This window comes from Leucobacter sp. wl10 (assembly GCF_003569785.1).
GTDB lineage: Bacteria > Actinomycetota > Actinomycetes > Actinomycetales > Microbacteriaceae > Leucobacter.
Map to the genome: position 1 here is coordinate 15,745 of NZ_KZ983997.1, position 26,141 is coordinate 41,885.

General features: G+C 72.3%; 23 protein-coding genes. 19 read left to right on the forward strand and 4 right to left on the reverse strand.

Annotated elements, in window-relative coordinates; translation table 11 throughout:
- Nucleotides 1-36 precede the first annotated feature (36 nt).
- The 8 genes from D1J51_RS10915 (at nt 37) to aroB (ending at nt 8,502) form a co-directional block, all read left to right on the forward strand.
- Nucleotides 37-270, forward strand: a complete 234-nt coding sequence (locus tag D1J51_RS10915) for a YtxH domain-containing protein (protein WP_119075232.1) — start codon at nt 37-39, stop codon at nt 268-270.
- Between the two features lie 57 nt (nt 271-327).
- Nucleotides 328-2,997, forward strand: coding sequence for an alanine--tRNA ligase (gene alaS / locus D1J51_RS10920; protein ID WP_119075233.1), 2,670 nt, complete (start codon nt 328-330; stop codon nt 2,995-2,997).
- Nucleotides 2,997-3,491: a Holliday junction resolvase RuvX gene (ruvX, locus tag D1J51_RS10925; protein WP_119075234.1), complete on the forward strand. Its 495-nt coding sequence runs from the start codon at nt 2,997-2,999 to the stop codon at nt 3,489-3,491. Before alaS ends, ruvX begins: the two co-directional genes overlap by 1 nt.
- A complete protein-coding gene (gene mltG, locus D1J51_RS10930) occupies nt 3,488-4,582 on the forward strand; it encodes an endolytic transglycosylase MltG (RefSeq protein WP_119075235.1) in 1,095 nt (364 codons plus the stop codon). The genes ruvX and mltG overlap by 4 nt, the downstream gene beginning before the upstream one ends.
- Nucleotides 4,582-5,478, forward strand: a complete 897-nt coding sequence (locus D1J51_RS10935) for a shikimate dehydrogenase family protein (protein WP_240423175.1) — start codon at nt 4,582-4,584, stop codon at nt 5,476-5,478. Before mltG ends, D1J51_RS10935 begins: the two co-directional genes overlap by 1 nt.
- 70 nt (nt 5,479-5,548) lie before the next feature.
- Nucleotides 5,549-6,745, forward strand: a complete 1,197-nt coding sequence (aroC, locus tag D1J51_RS10940) for a chorismate synthase (protein WP_119075236.1) — start codon at nt 5,549-5,551, stop codon at nt 6,743-6,745.
- The gene (locus D1J51_RS10945; RefSeq protein ID WP_119075237.1) at nt 6,742-7,422 is read left to right on the forward strand and encodes a shikimate kinase; all 681 of its coding nucleotides are present in this window, start codon (nt 6,742-6,744) and stop codon (nt 7,420-7,422) included. The genes aroC and D1J51_RS10945 overlap by 4 nt, the downstream gene beginning before the upstream one ends.
- Entirely contained in the window at nt 7,423-8,502 is a 1,080-nt protein-coding gene (gene aroB / locus D1J51_RS10950; protein ID WP_119075238.1) for a 3-dehydroquinate synthase, read from the forward strand. It begins immediately after the preceding gene.
- A gap of 6 nt (nt 8,503-8,508) precedes the next feature.
- On the opposite strand, the gene D1J51_RS10955 is transcribed toward aroB, so the two are convergent.
- The gene (locus D1J51_RS10955) at nt 8,509-9,933 is read right to left on the reverse strand and encodes an AAA family ATPase (RefSeq protein ID WP_240423177.1); all 1,425 of its coding nucleotides are present in this window, start codon (nt 9,931-9,933) and stop codon (nt 8,509-8,511) included.
- Between the two features lie 52 nt (nt 9,934-9,985).
- Between D1J51_RS10955 and D1J51_RS10960 the strand changes: the two genes are divergently transcribed.
- Together D1J51_RS10960 and D1J51_RS10965 are read left to right on the forward strand one after the other, a co-directional pair.
- Nucleotides 9,986-11,851, forward strand: coding sequence for a vWA domain-containing protein (locus D1J51_RS10960; protein WP_119075240.1), 1,866 nt, complete (start codon nt 9,986-9,988; stop codon nt 11,849-11,851).
- A gap of 30 nt (nt 11,852-11,881) precedes the next feature.
- On the forward strand, nt 11,882-12,760 hold the full coding sequence (locus tag D1J51_RS10965; protein WP_119075241.1) for a hypothetical protein: 879 nt from the start codon (nt 11,882-11,884) through the stop codon (nt 12,758-12,760).
- Nucleotides 12,761-12,763: 3 nt separating this feature from the next.
- Here the strand turns inward: D1J51_RS10965 and D1J51_RS10970 are convergent, their stop codons facing one another.
- The 3 genes from D1J51_RS10970 to D1J51_RS10980 all read right to left on the reverse strand — a co-directional run bounded on the left by D1J51_RS10970 (nt 12,764) and on the right by D1J51_RS10980 (nt 15,264).
- The gene (locus D1J51_RS10970; protein WP_205547871.1) at nt 12,764-13,120 is read right to left on the reverse strand and encodes a MarR family winged helix-turn-helix transcriptional regulator; all 357 of its coding nucleotides are present in this window, start codon (nt 13,118-13,120) and stop codon (nt 12,764-12,766) included.
- A gap of 19 nt (nt 13,121-13,139) precedes the next feature.
- Nucleotides 13,140-14,579 carry an HNH endonuclease signature motif containing protein gene (locus tag D1J51_RS10975; protein WP_119075243.1) on the reverse strand — a complete coding sequence of 480 codons (1,440 nt, stop codon included), beginning with the start codon at nt 14,577-14,579 and terminating at the stop codon, nt 13,140-13,142.
- A gap of 118 nt (nt 14,580-14,697) precedes the next feature.
- Nucleotides 14,698-15,264, reverse strand: a complete 567-nt coding sequence (locus D1J51_RS10980) for a thioesterase family protein (RefSeq protein WP_119075340.1) — start codon at nt 15,262-15,264, stop codon at nt 14,698-14,700.
- Nucleotides 15,265-15,403: 139 nt separating this feature from the next.
- On the opposite strand from D1J51_RS10980, the gene efp reads away from it, so the two are divergent.
- The 9 genes from efp to carB all read left to right on the forward strand — a co-directional run bounded on the left by efp (nt 15,404) and on the right by carB (nt 26,141).
- The gene (efp, locus tag D1J51_RS10985) at nt 15,404-15,967 is read left to right on the forward strand and encodes an elongation factor P (RefSeq protein WP_119075244.1); all 564 of its coding nucleotides are present in this window, start codon (nt 15,404-15,406) and stop codon (nt 15,965-15,967) included.
- Nucleotides 15,968-15,972: 5 nt separating this feature from the next.
- Entirely contained in the window at nt 15,973-16,389 is a 417-nt protein-coding gene (nusB, locus tag D1J51_RS10990) for a transcription antitermination factor NusB (RefSeq protein WP_119075245.1), read from the forward strand.
- A 153-nt stretch (nt 16,390-16,542) separates the two neighbouring features.
- Nucleotides 16,543-18,216 (forward strand): glycosyltransferase family 2 protein, encoded by a 1,674-nt coding sequence (locus D1J51_RS10995; RefSeq protein ID WP_119075246.1) that lies wholly within the window; start codon nt 16,543-16,545, stop codon nt 18,214-18,216.
- 60 nt (nt 18,217-18,276) lie between these two features.
- Nucleotides 18,277-18,804 (forward strand): bifunctional pyr operon transcriptional regulator/uracil phosphoribosyltransferase PyrR, encoded by a 528-nt coding sequence (pyrR, locus tag D1J51_RS11000; protein WP_119075247.1) that lies wholly within the window; start codon nt 18,277-18,279, stop codon nt 18,802-18,804.
- On the forward strand, nt 18,801-19,757 hold the full coding sequence (locus D1J51_RS11005; RefSeq protein ID WP_119075248.1) for an aspartate carbamoyltransferase catalytic subunit: 957 nt from the start codon (nt 18,801-18,803) through the stop codon (nt 19,755-19,757). Before pyrR ends, D1J51_RS11005 begins: the two co-directional genes overlap by 4 nt.
- Nucleotides 19,754-21,133: a dihydroorotase gene (locus D1J51_RS11010; protein ID WP_119075249.1), complete on the forward strand. Its 1,380-nt coding sequence runs from the start codon at nt 19,754-19,756 to the stop codon at nt 21,131-21,133. Before D1J51_RS11005 ends, D1J51_RS11010 begins: the two co-directional genes overlap by 4 nt.
- Nucleotides 21,130-21,642, forward strand: a complete 513-nt coding sequence (locus D1J51_RS11015) for a PH-like domain-containing protein (protein WP_119075250.1) — start codon at nt 21,130-21,132, stop codon at nt 21,640-21,642. Before D1J51_RS11010 ends, D1J51_RS11015 begins: the two co-directional genes overlap by 4 nt.
- Entirely contained in the window at nt 21,639-22,832 is a 1,194-nt protein-coding gene (carA, locus tag D1J51_RS11020; protein ID WP_119075251.1) for a glutamine-hydrolyzing carbamoyl-phosphate synthase small subunit, read from the forward strand. Before D1J51_RS11015 ends, carA begins: the two co-directional genes overlap by 4 nt.
- 3 nt (nt 22,833-22,835) lie before the next feature.
- The gene (gene carB, locus D1J51_RS11025) at nt 22,836-26,141 is read left to right on the forward strand and encodes a carbamoyl-phosphate synthase large subunit (protein ID WP_119075252.1); all 3,306 of its coding nucleotides are present in this window, start codon (nt 22,836-22,838) and stop codon (nt 26,139-26,141) included.

Below are 26,141 nucleotides of genomic sequence, written 5' to 3' on the forward strand. Positions count from 1 at the left end.
GTCCGCCGTGCCCGAACGAACGTGGAGGAATCTGACATGCGTAGACTGCTGTGGCTCTTGGCCGGTGCGGTACTGGGCTTCATCGCGGCCCACTTCGTGGACCAGACGCCTGAGGGGCGTCGCTTCTTCGCCCGCGTGAACCGGGGCGTCGCGGAGTTCAACCGCGCCTTCTCGACGGGCTATCACGAGGTCGAGCAGGCCGCCGAGGATCTGGTCGACGACGTCGAGGAGGCGTTGCAGAAGCTGCGCGACAGGGACGGCGCGAGCTGACCCGCCCGTCCCGCACTCCCGCCGCCCCGACACCGACCTCAGAAAGACGCCCCACGGATGCAGACCGCTGAAATCCATCGCCGCTGGCTCGACTTCTTCGAGAGACGGGGACACACCGTCGTGCCTTCGGCGTCGCTCGTGAGCGACGATCCCAGCCTCATGTTCACGGTCGCCGGGATGGTGCCCTTCGTGCCGTACCTCTCGGGCATCGTCCCCGCGCCGTATCCGCGCGCCACGAGCGTGCAGAAGTGCATCCGCACCAACGACATCGATGAGGTCGGCAAGACGCCGCGTCACGGCACCTTCTTCCAGATGTGCGGCAACTTCTCCTTCGGCGACTACTTCAAGGAGGGGGCGATCCGCTTCGCGTGGGAGCTGCTCACCACGAGCGAGGAGGAGGGCGGGCTCGGCTTCGACCCGAAGGACCTCTGGGTCACCGTCTACGAGGACGACGACGAGGCCCTCGCGCTGTGGAAGCGGCACTCCGCGCTGCCCGACGAGCGCATCCAGCGCCTGGGCAAGGATACGAACTACTGGTCGACGGGCCAGCCCGGCCCCGCGGGCCCGTGCTCCGAGATCTTCTTCGACATGGGTCCCGAGTACGGCGTCGACGGCGGCCCGGCCACCGACGACGACCGCTACGTGGAGATCTGGAACCTGGTGTTCATGCAGTACGAGATCGCAGACGTCAAGTCGAAGACCGACTTCGCGATCGTCGGCGAGCTGCCGAACAAGAACATCGACACCGGCCTGGGGCTCGAGCGCGTCGCCTTCATCAAGCAGGGCGTGCAGAACATGTACGAGATCGACCAGGTGCGGCCGGTGCTCGACCGCGCCGCCGAGCTGGCCGGCAAGGCGTACGGCGCGAATCACGACGACGACGTGCGCCTGCGGGTCATCGCCGACCACGTGCGCAGCGGCCTCATGCTCATCGCCGACGGCGTCACCCCGTCGAACGAGGGGCGCGGTTACATCCTGCGCCGCCTGCTGCGCCGCGTGATCCTGTCGATGCGCCTGCTGGGCGTCGACGGCCCCGCCTTTCCCGAGCTCTTCCCCGTGTCGCGCGACGCGATGCGGGCGGCCTACCCCGAGGTGGCGCGCGACTTCGACTTCATCTCGCGCGCGGCGTACGCAGAGGAGCGGACCTTCCTGCGCACGCTCGCGTCGGGCATCCAGATCCTCGCCGCCGCCGTCGACGGCGCGAAGGCCGGGGGCGCGGCCGTGCCGGGCGACACCGCCTTCCTGCTGCACGACACGCACGGCTTCCCGATCGAGCTGACGCTCGAGATCGCGGAGGAGGCGGGCGTCGCGGTGGATCGCGACGTCTTCGCGTCGCTCATGCGGGAGCAGCGGGAGCGCGCCAAGGCCGATGCGAAGGCCAAGAAGGGGCAGCGCGCCGACCTCTCGGTGTACCGGGAGCTGCGGGGCATGGGGGAGACGCTCTTCGTCGGCTACGACGAGCTGAGCCACGAGAGCCGGGTGCTGGGCATCGTGGTCGGCGGCGCGCCGGCGAGCGAGGCCCGCGAGGGCGAGATCGCCGAGATCGTGCTGGCCGAGACGAGCCTGTGGGCCGAGTCGGGCGGTCAGGACTCCGATCAGGGCGTGATCGTGGGCGACGGCTTCGAGGCCGAGGTGCTCGACGTGCAGAAGCCGGTGCCCGGCCTCATCGTGCACACCGCGAGGGTGACGGTCGGCACGGTGGGCGTCGGCGCCCGCGCGGAGACCCGCGTCGACGCCGACTACCGGCGCGGCGCGACGCAGGCCCACTCGGGCACGCACGTGGTGCACGCGGCGCTGCGCGAGGTGCTCGGCCCGAACGCCCACCAGGCGGGCTCGTACAACAAGGCCGGCTACCTGCGCCTCGACTTCACGCACGGCGACGCGCTCTCGGCCGAGACCAGGAGCGAGATCGAGGAGGTCTCGAACCTCGCGATCCGCTCCGACTACCGGGTCGTCACCCGCGAGATGCCGCTCGACGAGGCGAAGGCGCTGGGCGCCATGGCGCTCTTCGGGGAGAAGTACGGCGACCGGGTGCGGGTGGTCGACATCGGCGGCCCGTGGTCGCGCGAGCTCTGCGCGGGCACCCACGTGGCGAGCTCGTCGGAGATCGGCATGATCAGCCTCGTCTCGGAGAGCTCGGTGGGGTCCACGAACCGCCGCATCGAGTCGCTCGTGGGCATGGAGGCCTTCCGCAACTTCGCGGCGGAGCGCATGATCGTGCAGCAGCTCACGAGCGGGCTGAAGGTGCCGCGCACCGAGCTCGTCACGAAGGTGCGGGATCTCGGCGCGCAGCTGCGCGCCGCGGAGAAGAGGATCGCGGCGCTCGAGGCCGAGAAGCTCACGCAGCGGGTGCCCGAGCTGCTGGCCGCGGCCGAGGAACTCGGCGGCGTGCGCGCGGTGCTCGCCCCGCTGGGCCGCGTCGGCTCGGCCGACGACCTGCGCGGTCTCGCCCTGCAGCTGCGCGACCGTCTCGGCTCGGAGCCGGGCGCGGTGGTGCTCGCCGGCGAGGTGCCCGCGGGCGACGGCGAGGGCAAGCCCGTCGTGATCGCCGCGACGACCGCCGCGGCGCGCGATCGCGGCGTCCGGGCGGGGGATCTCGCGAAGCTGGGGGCGCGGGTGCTCGGCGGCGGCGGCGGCGGCAAGCCCGACCTGGCGCAGGGCGGCGGCACCGATCCCGCGAAGATCGACGGCGCGCTGGCCGAGATCCGGCGGAGCCTGGCGGGCTAGTGCGCAGCGGCGTGCGGCTCGGAGTCGACGTGGGCAGGGCCCGCATCGGCGTGGCCCGAAGCGACCCGCACGGCATGCTCGCGACCCCGGTCGAGACCGTGCCGCGCGATCCCGGCGGCGACGCCGACCTGACGCGCATCGCCGAGATCGCGGCGGAGCTCGAGGTACTCGAGGCCGTGGTGGGGCTGCCGCTGAACCTCAGGGGGGAGCGCACCCCCTCCACCGAGGACGCCGAGCGGTTCGCGCGGCTCTTGGCGGAGCGCCTCGCGCCGCAGCGGATCGCGGTGAGGCTCGTCGACGAGCGACTATCGACCGTGTCTGCGCAGGGGCACCTGCGGCAGGCCGGCAAGAAGACCAGGCAGAGCCGATCCGTTATCGATCAGGCGGCCGCGGTGGTGATCCTGCAGCACGCGCTCGACATCGAGCGCTCGCGGGACGAGGCACCGGGCCGAGCGGTCGAGGCGGAGCGGCCCGAGGAGGAAATCCAGACATGAACGCTCGCACACGAGGAGAATCCCGGAGCATCGGAAGGCGGGTCCTCATATCGCTGCTCGTGACGGTGGTGCTGCTCGGCGGACTCGCCGCGGCCGGCGGCTACCTCTGGGCGCAGTTCGGGGGGCAGATCTCGCAGGCGCTCGGCTGGACGAGCAACGACTACGAGGGCGGGGGGAAGGGCGAGACCGTCGTCGTGATCACCAAGGGCGAGATCGGCGAGGACATCGCCGCGTCGCTGGCCGAGGCCGACGTCGTGAAGACTCCCGAGGCCTTCACCGAGCTGCTGCTCGCGAACCCCGACGTGCAGTTCCTTCCCGGCTCGTACCGCCTGAAGCTGCAGATGAGCTCGCAGGCGGCGCTCGACGCGTTGCAGGATCCCGCGAACCGCATGGCGTTCACCGCGATGATCCCCGAGGGCAAGACCGTCGACCAGACCCTCGAGATCATCTCGGCGGGCGCCGACATTCCGCTCGAGGAGCTGCAGACGGCGGCTCAGGATCCGTCGGCCTACGAGCTGCCGGAGGGGGTCGCCAGCCTCGAGGGCTGGCTGTTCCCCGCCACCTATGAGTTCGAGGAGAACACGACCGGTGCCCAGGCGATCTCGCGCCTCGTGCAGGAGCAGAAGGCCGTGCTCGACGAGCTCGGCGTCGCCGTCTCGGACCGCGAACGGGTGCTCACGATCGCGGCCATGGTGCAGCGGGAGGCCGGTCGGGTCGAGGACTTCGGCAAGGTGTCGCGCGTCATCCAGAACCGCCTCGACCAGGGCATGAAGCTGCAGATGGACTCCACGGCGCAGTACGGCATGGGGCAGCAGGACGACGGCAGCGTCTGGTCGACCGATGAGGCGCTGGCCGACGACAACCCGTGGAACACCTACGTGCGCGAGGGCCTGCCCCAGGGGCCGATCGCCAACCCCGGTCGCGACGCGATCGCCGCCGCGGTCAGCCCGGAGGCGGGGGACTGGCTGTACTTCGTCGCGGTGAACCTCGACACGGGGGAGTCGGTGTTCTCGACGACCGTCGAGGAGCACAACGCCGCCGTCGAGCGGCTGAACCAGTGGTGCGCCGCGAATCCCGGCAAGGGCTGCTAGTGGCGAGCAGCGGCGCGGAGCCCGGTGACGGCGTGCTGCGGGAGCGGCTCGCCGTGCTGGGATCTCCGATCGCCCACTCGAGGTCGCCCGCGATCCACTCGGCCGCCTACGAGGTACTCGGGCTCGACTGGGACTACGGCAGCCGGCGGCTCGAGGCCGACGGGCTCCGGGGCTTCCTGCGGTCGTGCGGGCCGGAGTGGCGGGGCTTCTCGCTCACGATGCCGCTCAAGGAGGAGGCGCACCGGATCGCGTCGGTGCTGGATCCCGTCGCCGAGGAGAGCGGCGTCGTCAACACGCTGCTGCGGATCGCGAGCGGCGTCGACGGCGTTCCCCGGTGGGCGGGCTTCAACACCGACGTCGCCGGGCTCGCGGCGGCGATCCGGGACGCGGGACTCGACGCGACGAGCACGATCGTGATCGGGTCGGGAGCGACCGCGGTCTCGGCGATCCTCGCGGCCAGGCGGCTCGGGGCCGCGCTGGTGACCGTGCTGGCCCGCAACCTCGAAGCCGGGAGCGGCCTCGCCGAGCGCTTCCGCGGCACGCGTGAACCGGGATCGGCGACGGCGCTGGAGGTCGAGGCGCGCGGACTCGAGTCGACCGCGCCACCGGCGACGCTCGTCATCTCGACGCTCCCGGGCCCCGCGGGCGACGCGCTCCAACTGCCGGCGCGGATCACCTCGATCCCGCTCTTCGACGTCGCCTACGACCCCTGGCCGTCGCCGCTCGCCGAGCGCTGGCGGGCGGCGGGGGGCGAGGCCCACCCCGGCACCGCGATGCTCGTGGAGCAGGCCGTGATCCAGATCCGCGTCTTCGCGAACGGCGATCCGGGGTCGCCGCTCGCCGACGAGGATCGCGTGCGCGACGCCATGCAGCACGCCGCGGCGCGCTCGCTCTGAGGCTTTCGCCCCCGGTTCCGTCGATGCGTGCGATCGCCCGGCCCTCCGCGCATGTGGGAGGATAGAGGGTATGCTGCGTTGGCTGACCGCCGGAGAATCTCACGGCCCCGAACTGATCGCTGTCCTGGAGGGGCTGCCCGCCGGCGTCCCCGTCTCGCTCGACGGGATCCGCGAGGATCTCGCGCGGCGCAAGCTCGGGTACGGTCGCGGCTCGCGCATGAAGTTCGAGCAGGACGAGCTCCACCTGTCGGGCGGCGTCGTGCAGGGGGTCTCGATCGGCGGCCCCGTCGCGATCCGCATCGGCAACACCGAGTGGCCCAAGTGGACCGAGGTGATGAGCGCGGAGCGGAGCGAGCTCTCGGAGAAGTCCCGCGGCCGCGGTGCCCCGCTCACCCGCCCCCGCCCCGGGCACGCCGACCTCGTCGGCATGCAGAAGTACGGCTTCGACGAGGCGCGCCCCGTGCTCGAGCGCGCCAGCGCCCGCGAGACCGCCGCTCGGGTCGCGCTCGGCGCCGTCGCGCGCGCCTTCCTCGCCGAGCTGGGCATCCGGCTCGTGAGCCACACCGTCGCGCTCGGCGAGATCGCCGCGCCCCCCGACGGCGCCCTCCCGCGCCCCGAGGACGTCGCCGCGCTCGACGCCGACCCGCTGCGCTGCTTCGACGCCGCGACGAGCGCGCGCATGGTCGAGGAGGTCGACGACACGAAGAAGTCGGGCGACACGGTCGGCGGCGTCGTCGAGGTGCTGGCCTACGGCCTGCCGCCCGGGCTCGGCTCGTACGTGCACTGGGACCGCCGACTCGATTCGCGCCTCGCGGGCGCGCTCATGGGCATTCAGGCCATCAAGGCGGTCGAGGTGGGCGACGGCTTCGAGACCGCGCGCCGCCGAGGCTCGGTCGCGCACGACGAGCTGCACATCGAGGACGGCCGCATCGCCCGCGGCACCGGCCGGGCCGGCGGCATCGAGGGCGGCATGACGACCGGCCAGGTGCTGCGCGTACGGGCCGGCATGAAGCCCATCGCCACGGTGCCGCGCGCGCTCCCCACCGTCGATGTCGTGGCCGGCGAGGAGGCCAGGGCGCATCATCAGCGCAGCGACGTCTCGGCGGTGCCCGCCGCGGGAGTCGTGGCCGAGGCCATGGTGGCGCTCGTGCTCGCCGACGCGGTCGCCGAGAAGTTCGGCGGCGACAGCGTGGGCGAGACGAAGCGCAACCTCGTGAGCTATCTGGCGGCGATCCCCGAGCGGCTGGCGACCGTCGTCGAATCGTGAACGCGCACCGGCGGGCCCAGCGAGCCGCCGGGCCCCCCGCCCAACGGCCCAAGCCGGGGCCGCCCACGGTGCCGCTGCTGCTGCCGCACGCTCCGTACGGCGGCGGCGGACGGGCCCGGCGTCGCCGCAGGCGGCCCGGATCCCGCCTGCCGCAGCGCCCGATCGTCTTCATCGGGCCCATGGCGGCGGGCAAGACCAGCCTGGGCAAGCGCGTGGCGCGCGAGCTCGGCATCCCGTTCGTCGACACCGACGCGATGTTCGTGCGGCGGCACGGGGTGATCGCGGATTTCTTCGCGAGGCACGGGGAGGCCGAGTTCCGCAGGCTCGAGGCGGAGCTGATCGCGGAGGAGCTCGCGACGCCGGGAAGCCGCATCGTAGCGCTCGGCGGCGGCGCGGTGATCGCGGAGAGCACGCGCCGCCTGCTGGAACAGCACCCGGTCGTGCTGCTCATGACCACGCAGGAGGCCGTGCTGCGGACCGCGAACCTCTCCCGCAGGCCGCTGCTGCGCGACGATCCGGAGGCCTGGGGGCGCATCCTCGAGGAGCGCCGGCCGTTCTACGAGGCCGTGGCCGACGTGACCTACCGAACCGATCGCGCCACGAAGGAGCAGCTCGCCCTGCGCATCGCCCAGTGGGCGCGCGGGCGCGCGAAGAAGTACGACGAGAGGGAGCAGTAGATGAGCGACGCGACCGTCATCCGGGTGACCGGAGAGAGCGAGTACGCCGTGACCGTGGGCCGAGGGGTGCTCGATCGGGTGCCGGATGCGCTCGGCGAGCGGGTGGCGAAGGTGCTCATCGTGCACACGGCCACGGTCGGCAAGCTCGCCGACGATCTGCGCGCCGCGCTGCAGCAGCGCTACGGGCAGGTGCTGCTCGCCGAGGTGCCGGACGCCGAGGCGGCTAAGCGGGTCGAGGTGGCCGCGTTCTGCTGGCAGATCATGGGCCAGGCCGACTTCACGCGCACCGACGCGGTGATCGGGCTCGGCGGGGGAGCCGTGACCGACCTCGCCGGCTTCGTCGCGGCGACCTGGCTGCGGGGGGTCCGACTCGTGCAGGTCCCCACCACGGTGCTCGGGATGGTCGACGCCTCCGTCGGCGGCAAGACCGGCATCAACACGGCGGAGGGCAAGAACCTCGTCGGCTGCTTCTACGCCCCCGCCGCGGTGATCTGCGACCTGGACCTGCTGGCGACACTGCCCAAGAACGAGATCCTCGCGGGCTTCGCCGAGGTCGCGAAGTGCGGCTTCATCGCCGAGCCCGAGATCCTCGACCTCATCGAGGCCGATGCGGGCCGCGCCACCGATCCCGCGACCCCCGAGTTCCAGCGGCTCGTCGAGCTCTCGATCGGCGTGAAGGCCCGCGTCGTCTCCGAGGACTTCCGCGAGGGCGGGCTGCGCGAGATCCTCAACTACGGGCACACCCTGGGCCACGCGATCGAGCACGCCGAGCGGTACCAGTGGCGGCACGGCGTGGCCATCTCGATCGGCATGATGTACGCGGCGGAGCTCGGGCGGATGGCCGGCTCGCTCTCCGACGAGGCCGTCGAGCGGCACCGCCGCGTGCTCTCCTCGCTGACGCTGCCGCTCTCGTACCCCGGAGGCCGGTGGGCGGGGCTGCTCGCCGCCATGCAGCGCGACAAGAAGGCGCGCGCCGGCATGCTGCGCTTCATCGTGCTCGACGACATCGCGAAGCCGCGGGTGCTCGCGGGGGTCGACGAGTCGATGCTGCAGTTCGCGTACCAGGAGATCGCGGGCTGACCGCGGCTAGCCGATCCGGAAGCCCTGCCCCTCCAGGATCAGCGCGAGCACGCGCCGGTCCTCCCGGTGCATCACGCCCTCCACGAAGCGCGTGAGGGCCCGGTCGAGCGTCACGGATCCCGCGCTCCCCGCGACCTTCTGCAGCACGGCGACGAGCGTGCGCGGCGCGAGCACGGCCTCCTCCAGGCCTGGCCGGCCGTCGATCTCCCGCTCCGTGCTCACGTACTCCCCGAAGCCTTCGCCGTGCTCTCCGGCGAAGACCTGCTGGCTGATGAACGCCGCGCGCGCCACGCGGAAGAGGTCGTCGGCGGAGACCTCTTCGGGCAGTCTGCCGTGCGGGTCGACCACCGCGGCCGCGGCGAGCAGGGCGTTCTCGCCGGGGAAGTCCTCGTAGCCCAGGCCCGTGTCCGGGTAGTGCACGCGGTAGGCGTTCGCTCCGAAGCGGTTGACCAGCTCGGCGCTGAGCCGGTCGAGGCCGCGATACCGGTGCGGCGTCTGCTCGTTGGCGGTCGCGAGGATCGCGAACCCCGGGGCGATCCCCACCTCCCGACCCGCGTCCTCCTGCACGCCGAGGGCGTCGCCCGGGCGCAGCTGCAGGATCCGGTTGAGCCGCTTCAGGAACTCGGCGGGCATCGCGTTGACCTCGTCGAGGATCACCGGGCGCCCCTCGGCCATGGCGCGCAGCAGCGGTCCGCGCACGAACGCGCTCACGGTGGCGCCCCCCTCGCCTCGCAGCTCGTGCGTGCCGATGAGCTGGGCGCTCGTGATGTCTCCGTAGCCGGAGACGAGCTCGGGATCCCGATCCGCGACCGCTCGCGCCAGGTGCTCGGCGAGCGCTGTCTTCGCACCGCCCGTCTCGCCGACGAGCAGCACCGGCTCGCCGCGCAGTATCGCGGGCAGCGCCTCGGCGATGATGCCGCGCATCTGGTCCGTGAGCAGCAACCCCTCGCGCAGCTGGCGTCGCGCCTCGCGCAGCCGCAGCGCGCCGAGCGCGTCGAGCAGCGCGTCGCGCTGCCCGGCGGCGGTGACGGCGGAGCGCCAACCCGGATCCGCGTCAACCGCGGGCGCGCGCAGTGCGGCGATCCTCGCGCGCTCCGACGCCGTGAGGGAGCGACCGCTCGCGATCGCGCGGGAGACGATGCCGTCGGCCTCCGCGCGCAGCCGCGCTCGCCCCTCGGCCTCCCGCCTGAACGCCACCGCGACCCGCAGGGCTCCCGCCCGCTCCGCCAGCGCGCGCTCCACGGCGGCCCGGTGCTCCGGGTGCTCGAGCACCGCATCGAGCCGATCCTCGAGCGCGCGGAGGTCGCGGAGGTGGTCCGCCGTCTCGGCGCTCTCCGGAGCCGCGGCGGCGAGCGCGCGGCGCACGCGCAGTCGTTCGTCGGCGAGGGCCCGGGCCTCGCGCAGCGCGGGATCCGCATCGAATGCCAGCATGCCAGTCACGCTACCACCCGGGCCGGGGGCTCCGGCCGGGTAGTGTGAGGGCATGGAGGCGCGAGAGGGTCTGCAGGCCGTCGGGGCGCTGCTCGGGGTCGGGGTCACGGTCGCTGACGACGAGTCGTGGGAGCTGACGCTGCGGGCCGACGCGCGGCCGGAGTTGCGCGTCGGTCTCGGCTGGTACACCGCTCGCGGGCACGGACGCGAGGAGGCCGTGGCGCTCGCGGTGCTGCAGCTGTGGGAGAGCGTGCGCGGCGCGCGGAGGGCGCCGGATCGGGCCCGTCGGGCCCGGTCGGTCGTCGCGGCGCGGCCCGAGATCGAGCCCCTCGTGTCGGCGGTGTTGCGCCTGCAGGCCGCCGCCGAGGTGCTCGCGGCGATGCCGGGGCTGCGCGCGCGACTCGTCGCCGCGCTGGAGCGGAGCCTTCCCGGCGCCGTCGTCGAGCAGCCGAGGCACCTGCAGTGGGTCGCCGCGCTGCTGCGCTCGGGGCTCGGCGCGGGCGGGGCGGGAGCGGCGGAGCTCGACCCGGCGGTCGCGGAGGAGCGGCGCGCGGTGCAGGCCCTCGGCGCGGGCCGCGTGGACCCGCTGCGGCGCGTGCTCGCCCCGGATCCGGGGCGGCGCCCGCTCGAGCGATTCGAGCGGGCGCTCGCGCTGCTGCTGCCGCCGTACGAGCGGCTGCTCGCGCTCGACGCGCAGGGGAGGGGGCTGGGCGAGGCGCCCGACGGGGCCGCGGCCCAGGAGCACGAGGGCGGTGCCGCGACCGACGACCTCGCGGTCGCCGGCGCCGGCGCCGGCGCCGAGGCGGGGACTGAGGACCCCGGGGCCGAGGCCGGTGAGGCCGCTCCGCCCGGCGCCGACGACGCCCGGGCGCGGAGCGGCGAGGTGCGCCGGACGCCCGAGGGGAGCGACCTCTTCGCCGCGGAACAGGCCGGCTTCGTGAGCGCCTACCTGGCGACCCCGCTGCCCGCGGGCGGCGCGCTGGTCGAGGCCCTCGTGGGGCTCGATCCCGAGAGCGAGGCCTCGCGGCCGAGACGCGAGGACGCGCGCGACACCGGTCGCGGGGCCGGAGTCGGCGGCGACACGGCCGTCTCCGACTACCGCATGCGGGCCGCCGAGCTCGCCCCGGCCATCGAGCGCATGCGCGAGGTGTGGTCGAGCGTGATCGCCGAGCGTGTGGCCCGGGTGCGCACGATGGGACGGCGCGCGGCACCGGAGGGCGACGCGCTGGATCCGCAGGCCCTCGCGGTCGCGGTCGCCGACGCGCGGGCCGGCGTGCAGCGGCCCGCCGCCTTCCTGCGGCGCGGAACCCGTCCGAGGCGCACCCGGCGCGCGGGCAGCACCGACTACGCGCTGCTCGTCGACCGCTCGGCATCGATGCAGGGGCGCGTCGCCGAGGCGGCGGCCGACGCGGCGCTCGTGATGCTGGAGGCGCTCGCGGGGGCGGAGCGCGACATCGCTCACGCCGAGGAGCGTCACGGCATCGAGCTCGACCTCGACATCCGCACGGCCCTGCTGCTCTACGACGCGCAGCTCGAGCTCGTGAAGCCGCTCTCGCGCGGGCTCGACGACGCCGTGCGCCTGCGCATGGTCGCGGGCATCCGATCCCCGCGGGGATCGACCAACGACGGCGCCGCTCTCCGGGCGGCGGCCGAGCAGCTGGGCGTGCTCGGCGAGGCGGCGGGCGATGGCCGGGAACGGCGGCGCATCGTGATCCTCGTGAGCGACGGCGGCTCGAACGACGAGGCCGCGGCGGCGCGCGAGCTCCGGAGACTGCGCGCCGCGGGGGTCGGGGTGCACGGAATCGGGATCGGGTCCGACGAGATCGTGCGCCGATACGCGCCGAGCAGTCGGCGCGTGGACGACCCGCGCGACATCGCCGAGGCGATTCAGCGGCTCGTCGAGAGTGAGCTACCGTGAGAAGCCGGGCACCAGGAGGGGAGACGCCGTATGGCGCACATCGACGATGAGCGGGGGGCGCGACTCGCGCGCGTGCTGTTCCCTGACCTCGCGGCCGCGGTCGACGCCGCGTTCGCGCGGCACGGCGGCGGGGCGGAGCGCGATTTCGACGCCTGGCTCGACGAGCGCGCGGAGGAGGTGGGATCGGGGCTCCGCACCGCCGCATTCGGCGAACTCGCCGACGCGCCCTCGCGCGAGCGTCTCGAGCGCGCCTTCGCCGCGACTCGCACCGTCGCGTCCTGGATCGGGCTCCACGTGCCGGAGCCGGAGGCCTTCGCCGAGAGCGGCGCCGACTTCGGGAGTCTCGGGGCGGCCCTCGCCGCCGATCCCACGCTCGTCCCCGTGGCGGCGCCCTACGGGCTGGGCGCCGACGGGTGGCGCGGACTGTTCTCGCGCGCCGCGAGCGAGGAGGGCGGACCGCTCGCGATCCCGTCGGGCGACTCCGGCGCCGCTCCGCTCGCGATCTCGAGCGAGGCCGAGCGGGAGTTCGCCCGGCTCGACGCAGTGCCCGACCCGTCGGTTCCGGTGCTGTCGGCCTCTCCTGCCGGGGAGGCCGATGCGGGCCGGCGCTCCGTGCGCTGGACCCTGCGCCTGGTACCGGCCGGGCTGGCCCCGGCGGTGCTCGGCATGAGCTTCGACCACGGCCCCCACGTCTCGCTGCCCGAGATGCTCATGCTGCAGCTCGCGCGCGTCGTCGCGGGGGAGCCCCTGGTCGATGCGCGCAGCTTCACCTGGCTCGCAGGCACGCTCGCCGACGGGCGGCTCGCCGCGCGTCACGTCTACGACTCGGTCGAGCGCGTCGTGCGCATCAACTGCCGCGAGGTCGGCAATCAGGGCCCGCACCTGGGCGCCAGGCCGCCCGTCGCGTAGGCGTCAGCCGGAGCGCTCGTCGGGCATCGGCGAGCCGATGGCGCGGGAGCGCTCGATGAGATCGGCCATCGCCCTCCGCAACTCATCGCGCCGGGCGCCGCTCCACCCCGCGGTGAGTTCGGCGAAGACCTCTTCCTGCCACGCGTGAGCCCACTCAAGCGCGACGACGCCGGCGGCGGTGATCGACGCCTCGCGTCGGCGGGCGTCGGAGGTTCCCGTCACCATCGCGAGGCAGCCGGCTTCGACCGCGCCCCTGATCATGCGCGACGCCCCGCTCTGGTCGATACCCAGCTCGCGGGCGACGGCGTGCACGGTGGCGGACTCGCCTCGGGCTGCGAGCGAGTCCACGGCCTCCGTCACCAGCACGAGCCTACGGTAATTATATGCGATCCGCATATATCTTGCCGGAGCGTCGAGGATCGCCGACGCCGGGGCTCGCGCGACTGCCGGTGGTGCGAGCACCGGCGGGGTCGCCGCCGCGAACGAAGGCGACACGGCTGGGAGACCGCTCCCGATAGCCGCGACCGGTCGGAGACCTCCACTCGAGCGTCCCGTCGCGACCCTGCTGAACGCGCCAGCCCCCGTGGTGCTTCAGCGTGTGGTGGCCGCGGCAGAGGTGGGCCAGATTGTCGGTCGCGGTCGGGCCGCCGAGTGCGGCATCGATGGTGTGGTCGATGTCGCAGCGCGCGAGGGGCGCCCGGCAGCCGGGAAAGCGGCAGTGCTGATCCCGGGCCGCGAGATAGCGCCGCATCTGCCCGCTGGGCCGGTACCGGTCCACGGATCGGACGGCTCCGGTCCCGGAGTCGACGCGCACCAGGTCCCAGAAATCCGCGAGCGCGGCAACCTCTCGAGCGGTGTCCCCGTCGATCGGTCCGTATCCGGTGAGCGCCGGGGAAGGCGCGGCGGTGGGGCACCCGAGGCCGTCGTCGGCGGGAGCGGGAGCGCGATCGGGAGCGCCGGTACCGGACGGGGCTATGCGCTCCACCGGGATGACGATCTGCACCTGAGCTCGGGCGCCGCGGGCCCCCGCCTGACGAGAGGCGCCGGATGCTGCGCTGTCGGAATGAGCGTCGTCGAGAAGGGCGCCGGCGAGAAGATCCGCTCGGATCTCGTCCCGGGTGCGCGAAGCGCCCTCGCCCGCCCGCTCGATCTCACGGCTCCTGTCGGTGAGCATGCGATAGATGCCGTGGGCCGCGACGGCGGGCAGGTGGGCGATCAGGTCCGACATGCCGTCGTCGCCGTCCTGCAGGGAGACCCGTCGCCGCTTCCGCGCCTCGCGGTGGCGCTCGTCGAGCGGCTGCTGCGCGTACTGTTCGGCGATGCGGCGGGCGATGGGCCGCAGCCGGCTCGGGGTCTCGAGCAGAGCGTGCTCGAGCACCGCCGACTCGTAGGCGGCGCGTCGGAGCACCGCGTCGGGATCCTCCGCGCTTCCGATCACCGCGCCGGCGTCGACGATCACGGCGGCGTGCCTCTCCGAGATCGCGGCCGCGCGCAGGGCGTCGAAGGCGCCCGGATACGAGAAGGCGAGCGCGTGGGCCTGGCTGAAGAGGCGCTCGATGGTCTGCTCGTTCTGGCGCAGCACCGCCGCGGCCTCGGCCCGCACCGTGCGGTACAGGATCTCGCCGCTCCGGCCGGAGGGGACGCTGCTGTGCGCCGGCCCGTTCGCGGCGGCCGCCACGTCGAAGACCTCGGCGAGCGCCTCGAGCCTCGCGGCCTCGGCGGTGCGGAGCCGCCGCTCGGCCTCCTCGAGCCTCGTCAGGGCCGTATCGAGCGCGACGACGTGCGAGTCGAGGATGCTGAGCGGGGGCGGTGCGGACATGTCACGAGTACATCAGCGACCACCGACACGGACACGGGGTTCCGGCCCCCTGGGCCTCCAAAGAATCGCGCCACGGTTTGGTGAGCAGCCTACAAGGATCCGACCGTGGTGCGAGCCGTCAGCCCCAGACGCTCGTCGCGTCGTCGCGCGTCGAGGGCAGCCGCGTCGCGCGGCCCCACTCCAGGATCTCCTCGGGGACGCGAAGCCGATCGGGATCCGCCCCGCTCTTCTCGATGATCTCGGCAACCGGCACCGTACCGCCGCTGCGGCGCAGGATCCGGCCGCGTACGACGGCGCGGGCGTACACCTCCGACCGGCGCCGGGCATCGGGCCGCACGAAGCGCTGCTCGATGTAGACCGCCTGCTCGTCGAAGCCGAGGATGCGCGACTCGACCCAGAAGCGCACCCACGGGTTCAGCGATCTGCGGTACGAGATGGTCTGTCCCACCACCACGGCGTACCAGCCCTCCCGCTCGAAGACGTCCCAGCTGCCGTTGCGCCGGATCAGGTCGAAGCGGGCGACGTCCATGATCGAGAGGTACTTGCCGTTGTTCATGTGCCGCAGGATGTCGAGGTCGGTGGGCCAGACCCGGAAGCGGGAGCGGGAGACGTCGCCGAAGCCGATGCGGGGGCCGCGGCGGCCGACGAACCACTGGTGCCAGAGGGTGCGGAAGAGCATGTGCATGGGCGGGAGCATAGGGACGCCGCCGGGTGCGCGCACGTCGTTTGTGCGAGACCTGCAAGGGGGGCACCGAGGGGCGGTGTAGAATTGACCGGCGCTGATTCGCGCTCGAACCTCGCAGAACCGGAGAAGGCTTACGCACATGGCAACCTCGAACGACATCAAGAACGGCACCGTCATCAAGGAGAACGGTCAGCTCTGGAGCGTGGTCGAGTTCCAGCACGTCAAGCCGGGCAAGGGCGGCGCCTTCGTGCGCACCAAGCAGAAGAACGTCGTCTCCGGCAAGATCATCGACAAGACCTACAACGCGGGCGCCAAGATCGAGACCGCCAACGTCGACCGGCGCGACTATCAGTACCTGTACCAGGACGGCGCCGACTTCGTCTTCATGGACACCTCCGACTACGATCAGCTGACCGTCTCGGGCACCGTCGTCGGCGACGCCGCCAGGTTCATGCTCGAGAACCAGCAGGTGCAGATCGCGCTGCACGAGGGGGAGCCCCTCTACCTCGAGCTCCCCGCCTCGGTCGTGCTCGAGGTCACCTACACCGAGCCGGGCCTGCAGGGCGACCGCTCCACCGGCGGCACCAAGCCCGCGACCGTCGAGACCGGCGCCGAGATCCAGGTGCCGCTGTTCCTGGAGACCGGCACCAGGGTCAAGGTCGACACCCGCACGGGCGACTACCTCGGCCGCGTCAACGACTGACCCCGTTGTCCGCCCGTACCAAGGCGCGCAAGCGCGCCCTCGACATGCTCTTCCAGGCCGACGTGCGCGAGGAGCCGATCCTCGGCATCGTGCGCGCCGAGGCCGAGCGCGCGGCGGGGGAGCCCGACCGCGCGGCCTCCTGGCTCTACGCGCGAGAGATCGTCGACGGGGTGACCGACCACCGCGACGAGATAGACGAGCTGATCATGAGCTACGCGCAGGGATGGACGCTCGAGCGCATGCCCAACGTCGACCGGGCTCTGCTGCGCCTCGCCGCCTGGGAGATCCTCTTCAACGACGAGGTGCCCGCCGCGGTGGCCATCGACGAGGCCGTGGAGCTCGCGAAGGAGTACTCCACCGAGGACTCGAGCCGCTTCGTCAACGGCGTGCTGGGCCGCATCGCGGATCACGCCCGGGCCTGATCCGGTCGCCCGGCTCGGACGGCCCGCGCCCGAGCCGGGCCGATGACGGCCGGGCGACGGTGAAGTGACGGCTCGGTGTGGGGTTGATGAAGAGCCCGTGTACACGGCCCGATCCTCAGCGCAGCGGGGGCCGGGCCTCGCTAGCTTACAAGCGTGGAGAACGAGATCCCGCTCGGGCGGCGCAGCACCCTCTACCGGGCTTTCGAGGTGTTCCCCGCCCTCATCAGCTTCGCGATGCTCGCCCTGCTCGTGATCCTTCCGCTCATCTCGCCCGGTCTCGCGGCCTGGTACGTACTCGCGGTCGTCGGCGTGATGTTCCTCAGGGCGCTGCGAAGCGCGGTCGACATCGCGCGGGGCTATCGCAGGCTGCGCAGCGCGGAGGCCGTCGACTGGAGCATGCGGCTCGCCGAGCTCGCCGACCCGCGCGCCGTGCTCGCGCGCGGCGAGGTGACGGCGAGCGGGTTCTTCGACTGCGACGAGCATCTCAGGGCGCTGCGCCGCATCGCCGCGGATCCGGAGGCCTACCCGGATCCGCGCGGCATCCGCAACGCGGTCATCATCGCCGCGTACAACGAGCCGTACGAGGTCATCGCACCCACGGTGAGGTCCCTCGTCGCCTCGCGCTTCGAGCGATCGAGAATGGCGGTGTTCTTCGCCTACGAGGAGCGCGGCGGGATCGAGATCGAGCGCACGGCCCTGCGGCTGAAGCGCGAGTTCGGCGACGCCTTCGCGGCGTTCGTGCCGGTGAAGCACCCGAGCGACGCGCCCGGCGAGATCGCGGGCAAGGGATCCAACATCACCTTCGCCGGCCGGGCTCTGGCGCGCTGGGCGGCCGAGCGGGGAATCGACCCGTCCGACGTGCTGGTCACCACTCTCGACTGCGACAACAGGCCGCACCCCGACTACTTCGCGTGCACCACCTATCGGTACGTGCTGAATCGGGATCGGAAGCGCACGGCGTTCCAGCCCGTGTCGCTGTTCCTCGGCAACATCTGGGACGCGCCGGCGCCGACCCGGGTGGTCGCCTCGGGCAACACCTTCTGGAACATCATCGCGTCGGTGCGACCCCTCACGCTGCGCAACTTCGCCTCGCACACCCAGCCGCTCGACGCGCTCATCGAGATGGGCTTCTGGAGCACGCGCACCATCGTCGAGGACGGGCACCAGTACTGGCGCAGCTACTTCCACTTCCGCGGCCGCTACGCCATCGATCCGATCCCTCTGCCGGTCTATCAGGACGCGGTGCTGGCCGACACCTACGCCCGGACGCTGGTGGCGCAGTTCAGGCAGCTGAGCCGCTGGTCGTACGGGGCGTCCGACGTGCCCTACGTCGCCGTGCGGGTGTTCGGCCGACGCCGGCCCGCCCCGTTCTGGCCGAGCCTGTGGCGCCTGCTCACGCTGCTGGACAGCCAGGTGACGCTGGCGAGCGTTCCGATCATCATCGCGATCGGCGGCTGGATCCCGATCGCGCTCGCGGGCAGGCTCGTGCGGGGCGAGGAGTTCGTCTCGAGCCTCCCGATCCTCGTCGGCGGGGTGCAGCAGATCGCCACGCTGGGCCTCCTCCTCTCGATCGTGCTGGGGTGGCGGCTGCTCCCGCCGCGCCCGGATCGCTACGGGCCGGTGCGCAACCTCGGCATGGTGCTGCAGTGGGTGCTCTTCCCGGTCACGGTGATCGTCTTCAACTCGTTCACGGCGCTGCACTCCCAGGGGCGGCTGGCCGTCGGCAGCTACCGGGAGCGCTTCGACGTGACGGTGAAGGCGGCGGTGCGGCCGGGGGTGAGGACGGCGGTTCCGGCCCGGACGGGGCCGATCGATGCGCTAAGCTAGTGCGGGTTGCAGCTTTTCTTTAATGACCGTCCCGTGAGGCGGAGAAGGGGGGCTCGAATAATGGGTACGCGAACAGTGCTGGAAAGCGCTGAGATCTCGCGGGCGCTGACTCGAATCTCGCACGAAATCATGGAGGCGAACAAGGGCGTCGCCGGGCTGGTGCTCGTGGGCATCCCCACCAGGGGGTCGCTGCTCGCGAGGCGCATCGCCGACATCGTCTCGCGGATCGAGGGGGTCGAGATCCCGGCCTACCGGCTCGACGTGACGATGTACCGCGACGACCTCGCGAAGAACCCCACGCGCGCCCCCCAGCCGACCGATATGCCGGTGGCCGGCATCGACGGCGCCACGGTCGTGCTCGTCGACGACGTGCTCTACTCCGGGCGCACCGTGCGCGCCGCACTCGACGCGCTGAACGACCACGGCCGCCCCCGCGCGGTGCGCCTCGCGGCGCTCATCGACCGCGGGCACCGAGAGCTGCCGATCCGCGCCGACTTCATCGGCAAGAACCTGCCGAGCGCCAAGCACGAGCGCATCTCGGTGCGGCTCGAGGAGCTCGACGGCGTCGACGAGGTGACGATCTCATGAGGCACCTGCTCGACACGCGCACGCTGAGCCGGGACGACGCGATCCTGATCCTCGACACCGCCGAGGACATGGCCGCCGCGCAGCAGCGCGAGGTGAAGAAGCTGCCCGCGCTGCGCGGCAAGACCGTCGTCAACCTCTTCTACGAGGACTCCACGCGCACCCGCATCTCCTTCGAGGCGGCGGCGAAGCGCCTCTCGGCCGACGTGATCAACTTCAGCGCCAAGGGGTCGTCGGTGTCGAAGGGCGAGTCGCTCAAGGACACCGCGCAGACGCTGCAGGCCATCGGAGCCGACGGCGTCGTGATCCGCCATCCCGCCTCGGGGGCTCCGGATCGCCTGGCGCGCAGCGGCTGGATCGACGCGGGCGTGCTCAACGCCGGCGACGGCACCCACGAGCACCCCACGCAGGCTCTGCTCGACGCCTTCACGATGCGGCGCAGGCTCTTCGGCGACGCGAGCCGGGGCCGCGACCTCGACGGGGTCTCGGCCGTGATCGTGGGCGATATCGCGCACTCGCGCGTCGCCCGTTCCAACCTGTGGCTGCTCGGCGCGCTCGGCGCGCACGTCACCTTCGTCGCCCCCGAGACGCTGCTGCCGTACGGCGCGCGCGACTGGCCGGTGACGGTGCGCCACTCGCTCGACGACGCGCTGCGCGAGGAGCGCCCCGACGTCGTGATGATGCTGCGCATCCAGAGCGAGCGCATGCACGCCGCATTCTTCCCGAACGAGCGCGAGTACGCCCGCAACTGGGGGCTCGACGACGCCCGGCTGGCCCGGCTGGCCGACGGGGCGATCGTGATGCACCCGGGGCCCATGAACCGCGGCCTCGAGATCTCGTCGCGCGCCGCCGATTCCGAGCGCGCCACCGTGCTCGAGCAGGTCGCGAACGGCGTGTCGGTGCGCATGGCGGCCCTGTACCTGTTGCTGTCCGGCGAGCGAGGAGAGAGCGCATGACGAATCCCGACATCCTGATCCGCGGGGCGCGCCTCGCGGCCGACCTCGCGGAGCGCGGCGCGGATCACCTGAGCGCGCCCGCGGTCGACCTGCGCATCTCGAACGGGCGCATCGTCGAGCGCGGATCCGGCCTCGGGGCCCGCGACGGGGAGCGGGTCGTCGAGGCCGGGGGCCTCGTCGCGCTGACCGGCTTCGTCGACCTCCACACCCACCTGCGCGAGCCCGGCTTCGAGCAGTCCGAGACGGTGCTGACCGGCACCCGGGCGGCGGCGGCGGGGGGCTTCACGAGCGTCTTCGCCATGGCCAACACGATGCCCGTGCAGGACACGGCGGGGGTGGTCGAGCAGGTGCAGAGCCTCGGCGACGCGGCGGGCTACGCGACCGTGCGCCCCATCGGCGCCGTCACCGAGGACCTCGGGGGAGAGCGGCTCAGCGAGATCGGCGCCATGGCGCAGTCGCGCGCCGCGGTGCGGGTCTTCTCCGACGACGGCGGGTGCGTGCACGATCCGCTGCTGATGCGCCGCGCGCTCGAGTACGTGAAGACCTTCGACGGCGTCATCGCGCAGCACGCGCAGGATCCGCGCCTCACCGAGGGCGCGCAGATGAACGAGGGCGCGCTGTCGAGCGAGCTCGGGCTCAAGGGCTGGCCGGCGGTGGCCGAGGAGTCGATCATCGCCCGCGACGCGCTGCTCGCGGAGCACATCGGCGCCCGCCTGCACATCTGCCACCTCTCTACCGCCGGCTCGGTGGAGGTGGTGCGCTGGGCCAAGGCGCGCGGTGTGCAGGTGACCGCCGAGGTCACGCCGCACCACCTGATCCTCACCGAGGAGCTCGTGCGCAGCTACGACGCCCGCTACAAGGTCAACCCGCCGCTGCGCCGGGAGGAGGACGTGCGGGCGCTGCGCAGGGCCGTGGCCGAGGGCGTCATCGACATCATCGCCACCGATCACGCCCCGCACCCCATCGAGGCGAAGGAGTGCGAGTGGGACGTCGCGGCCTTCGGCATGGTCGGTCTCGAGTCGGCTCTGCCGATCGCGCTGCTCACGCTCGTGCGCGAGGGGCACGCCAGCTGGGCCGAGCTCGAGACCCTGCTCTCGCAAAAGCCCGCTGAGATCGGCCGTCTGGAGGGGCATCCGAAGGCGCTGGAGGTCGGAGAGCCCGCCGACCTCGCGCTCGTCGACCCGAGCGGCTGGAGCGAGTTCGGGCCTGCGCGCCTGCGCGGGCTCAGCGCGAACTCGCCCTACCTGGGCATGGAGCTGCCCGGCCGCGTCGTCTGCACCGTGCGCAGCGGCTATCTCACGCTCGACGACGGCGAACTGGTGGACGCCGGGGCGGTCGCCGAGGCCGCACGCGTCGCCCGGGAGGGTGCGCGATGAGCACGACGACGTACGTGGCGCTCATGGCCGTGATCGCCGCGATCGCGCTGATCGCGATGGGCCTCTCCTGGCGGGCGCGCGCGCGGCGCGACACCGGCATCGAGGTTCCGGCCGCGGCGCTCGCGGGCGAGAGGCTCGCGCATTTCCCGCGCACGAGCTACGTCTCGACCACGCCGGAGGGCGCGCCGTTCGACCGCCTGTCCGTTCCCGGGCTGCGATTCAAGGGGTACGCGGCGGTGACGGTGCTGAGCGACGGCGTCGTCATCGCGGTGACCGGAGAGGATCCCGTGCGCATCACCGCGGAGCGGCTGCGCGGCAGCGGTACCGCGAGCAGCCGGGTCGGCAAGGCCGTGGAGCCCGACGGCCTCTCGCTGCTGCGGTGGAGCACGGGCGACCGCGTCGTCGAATCGAGCTTCCGCTTCGCGAGCTCCGCCGAGCAGGTGGCCTTCGCCGAGGCGATCGATCGGATATCACCCACACCTTCGACGTCTCAGGAGGGCGCGAAATGACCAACGCAACCGAAGTCACCGTCCCACCCGCGACGGCCGTGCCCGCGGGCGCCGCCGTCCTGGTCCTCGAGGACGGCGGGCGCTACTCGGGGCGCGCGTACGGCGCGACCGGTCGCACGCTGGGCGAGGTCGTGTTCTCGACGGGCATGACCGGCTACCAGGAGACCCTCACCGATCCGTCGTACGCGGGCCAGATCGTGCTCATGACGGCTCCGCACATCGGCAACACCGGCGTCAACGACACCGACATGGAGTCGCGCAGGATCTGGGTGTCCGGCTTCGTGGTGCGGGATCCCGCGCGCCGCGTCTCGAACTTCCGCGCCGAGCGCTCGCTCGACGAGGATCTGGTCGGCGACGGCGTCGTCGGCATCTCGGGCGTGGACACCCGCGCGATCACCCGCCACATCCGCTCGGCGGGCGCGATGCGCGCCGGCATCTTCTCGGGGGGCGACCTCGGCCTCTCCGAGGAGGAGCAGCTGGCGCTCGTGCGCGAGCAGGCCGGCATGGCGGGAAGGAACCTCTCCCGGGAGGTCACGACGCCCGAGCGCTACGACGTTCCGGCCGCCCCGGGGGTTGAGCGCGTCGGATCGATCGCCGTGCTCGACCTCGGCGTCAAGCGGGCCACGGTGCAGTACCTGTCGGAGCACGGCTTCGACGTGATCGTGCTGCCCGCCTCGACCACGCTCGACGAGGTGCGCGGCATCGCGCCCGACGCGCTCTTCTACTCGAACGGCCCCGGCGATCCCGCGGCCTCCGACGAGGCCGTCGGGCTGCTCCGCGATCTGCTGCGCGACGGGCTGCCCTACTTCGGCATCTGCTTCGGCAACCAGCTGCTCGGCCGTGCGCTCGGCTTCGGCACGTACAAGCTGCCGTTCGGCCACCGCGGCATCAACCAGCCCGTGCTCGACAAGCGCACCGGCCGCGTGGAGATCACCGCCCAGAACCACGGTTTCGCGGTCGACGCCCCGATCGACGGCGAGCTCGACGCGCCCGAGGGCTTCGGGCGCGTGCGGGTGAGCCACTACAGCCTCAACGATCGCGTGGTCGAGGGGCTCGAGTGCCTCGACATCCCCGCGTTCTCCGTGCAGTACCACCCCGAGGCCGCCGCCGGCCCGCACGACGCCTTCTACCTCTTCGATCGATTCCGCACGCTGGTCAGGGACCGGGCCGCGCAGAACGGAGCCAGCTAAGCCATGCCCAAGCGTTCAGACATCAACTCGGTCCTCGTCATCGGCTCGGGCCCGATCGTCATCGGGCAGGCCTGCGAGTTCGACTACTCGGGCACCCAGGCCTGCCGGGTGCTGCGCGAGGAGGGCGTGCGCGTCATCCTCGTCAACTCGAACCCGGCGACCATCATGACCGACCCCGACTTCGCAGACGCGACCTACGTCGAGCCCATCACCCCCGAGGTGATCGAGTCGATCATCGTCAAGGAGCGCCCGGACGCGATCCTGCCCACCCTCGGCGGCCAGACGGCGCTCAACGCCGCCATGGCGCTGCACGAGCAGGGCATCCTCGAGAAGCACGGCGTCGAGCTCATCGGCGCGAAGGTCGACGCGATCCGCCGCGGTGAGGATCGTCAGGTCTTCAAGGACCTCGTGATCGAGTCGGGGGCCGATGTGGCCCGCTCGCACATCGCGCGCACGCTCGAGGAGGCGAAGGAGTTCGCGAAGGATCTCGGCTATCCGCTCGTCGTGCGCCCCTCCTTCACCATGGGCGGCCTGGGCTCCGGCTTCGCGTACACCGAGGAGGACCTCGTGCGCATCGCGGGCGACGGCCTGCACTACAGCCCCACCAGCGAGGTGCTGCTCGAGGAGTCGATCCTCGGCTGGAAGGAGTACGAGCTCGAGCTGATGCGCGACCGGGCCGACAACACGGTCGTGGTGTGCTCGATCGAGAACATCGACGCGGTCGGCGTGCACACGGGCGACTCCATCACGGTCGCCCCCGCGCTCACCCTCACCGACCGCGAGTTCCAGAAGCTGCGCGACATCGGCATCGACATCATCCGCCGCGTGGGCGTCGACACCGGCGGCTGCAACATCCAGTACGCCATCGACCCGAAGACGGGCCGCGTCATCGTCATCGAGATGAACCCGCGCGTCTCCCGGTCCTCGGCGCTGGCGTCGAAGGCGACCGGCTTCCCGATCGCGAAGATCGCAGCGAAGCTCGCCATCGGCTACCGGCTCGACGAGATCCCGAACGACATCACGCAGAAGACGCCGGCCAGCTTCGAGCCGACCATCGACTACGTCGTGGTGAAGGCGCCCCGCTTCGCGTTCGAGAAGTTCCCGGCCGCCGACGACACGCTCACGACCACCATGAAGTCGGTCGGCGAGGCGATGGCGATCGGCCGCAACTTCACGACGGCCCTGCAGAAGTCGCTGCGCTCGCTCGAGAAGCGCGGCACCTCGTTCCACTGGGGCGAGCAGACCCGCTCCGTCGAAGAGCTCCTCGAGACGATCGAGCGCCCCACCGACGGCCGCATCGTCGACGTGCAGCAGGCGCTGCGCCTCGGCGCGACGGTCGAGCAGGTCTTCGCCTCGACCGCGATCGATCCGTGGTTCCTCGACCAGATCCAGCTCATCAACGAGGTCGCCGAGGCCGTCGGGGCCGCCCCGCAGCTCACCCGCGAGGTGCTGCGCGAGGCGAAGGACCACGGCTTCTCGGATGCCCAGATCGCGGCCATCCGCGGGGTCGGCGAGAGCGAGATCCGCGGCCTGCGCCACGGGCTCGGCCTGCGCCCCGTGTTCAAGACCGTCGACACCTGCGCGGGGGAGTTCCCGGCGCTCACGCCCTACCACTACTCCTCGTACGACCTCGAGACCGAGGTCGCGCCGTCGGAGCGCAAGAAGGTCGTGATCCTCGGATCGGGCCCCAACCGCATCGGCCAGGGCGTCGAGTTCGACTACTCGTGCGTGCACGCCTCCTTCGCGCTGAGCGAGGCCGGCTACGAGACCATCATGATCAACTGCAACCCCGAGACGGTCTCGACCGACTACGACACGAGCGATCGCCTCTACTTCGAGCCGCTCACGCTCGAGGACGTGCTCGAGGTCATCCACGCGGAGCAGGCGTCGGGCGAGGTGCTGGGCGTCGTGGTGCAGCTCGGCGGCCAGACGGCGCTGGGCCTCGCCCAGCCGCTCAAGGACGCGGGGATCCCGATCCTCGGCACCACGCCCGAGGCCATCGACCTCGCGGAGGAGCGCGGCGCCTTCGCCGGCATCCTCGAGCAGGCCGGCCTCGTCGCGCCCCGCAACGGCACCGCGATCGACGAGGAGGGCGCGGTCCGCGTCGCCGAGGAGATCGGGTACCCGGTGCTCGTGCGCCCCTCGTTCGTGCTCGGCGGCCGCGGCATGGAGATCGTCTACGACACCGCGTCGATGCGGGGCTACTTCGAGCGCATCGAGGGGCACGCCCTCGTCGGCCCGGGGCACCCGCTGCTCGTCGACCGCTTCCTCGACGACGCCATCGAGATCGACGTCGACGCGCTCTACGACGGCGAGCAGCTGTACGTGGGCGGCGTCATGGAGCACATCGAAGAGGCCGGCGTGCACTCGGGCGATTCGAGCTGCACGCTGCCGCCCGTGACGCTCGGCCACGACCAGATCGCCCGGGTGCGCGAGGCCACGCTCGGCATAGCCGAGGGTCTCGGCGTGCGCGGCCTGCTCAACGTGCAGTTCGCCATCGGCCAGGGCGTGCTCTACGTGCTCGAGGCCAACCCCCGCGCCTCGCGCACGGTGCCGTTCGTGTCGAAGGCGCTCGGGATCCCGCTCGCCAAGGCGGCCTCGCGCATCATGGCGGGGGAGACGATCCAGCAGCTGGTCGACACCGGCTTCCTGCCCGCCCGCGACGGCTCCCGCGCGCCCATCGACGCGCCCATCGCGGTCAAGGAGGCCGTGCTGCCGTTCAAGCGCTTCCGCACCCACGAGGGGCTCGTCGTCGACTCGCTGCTCGGTCCCGAGATGCGCTCGACCGGCGAGGTCATGGGCATGGATCGCGACTTCCCGACCGCGTTCGCGAAGAGCCAGTCGGCCGCGGGAAGCGAGCTGCCCACCTCGGGAACGGTGTTCCTGTCGGTGGCCGACCGCGACAAGCGCTCGATCGTGCTGCCCGCCCTGCGCCTGCAGGAGCTCGGCTACCGCATCCTCGCGACCCAGGGCACTCAGGTGGTGCTCGCGCGCAACGGCATCTCCTCCGAGGTCGCCCGCAAGCACTCGGCGCGGTCGGAAGGCGCGCACGCCGAGGGCGACACGATCGTCGACCTCATCAACCGCGGCGAGATCGACATGATCATCAACACGCCCTCGGGGAGCTCCGCCCGCGCGGACGGATACGAGATCCGGGCCGCCGCGGTCGCGGCCGGCAAGCCGATCTTCACGACGGTCTCGGAGCTCTCGGCGGCCGTGGGCGCGGTCTCGGCGCAGCAGCAGGGCTTCGCCGTGAAGTCGCTGCAGGAGTACGAGCGGGATCGCCGGGCGACCGGGGAGCGGGTGTGA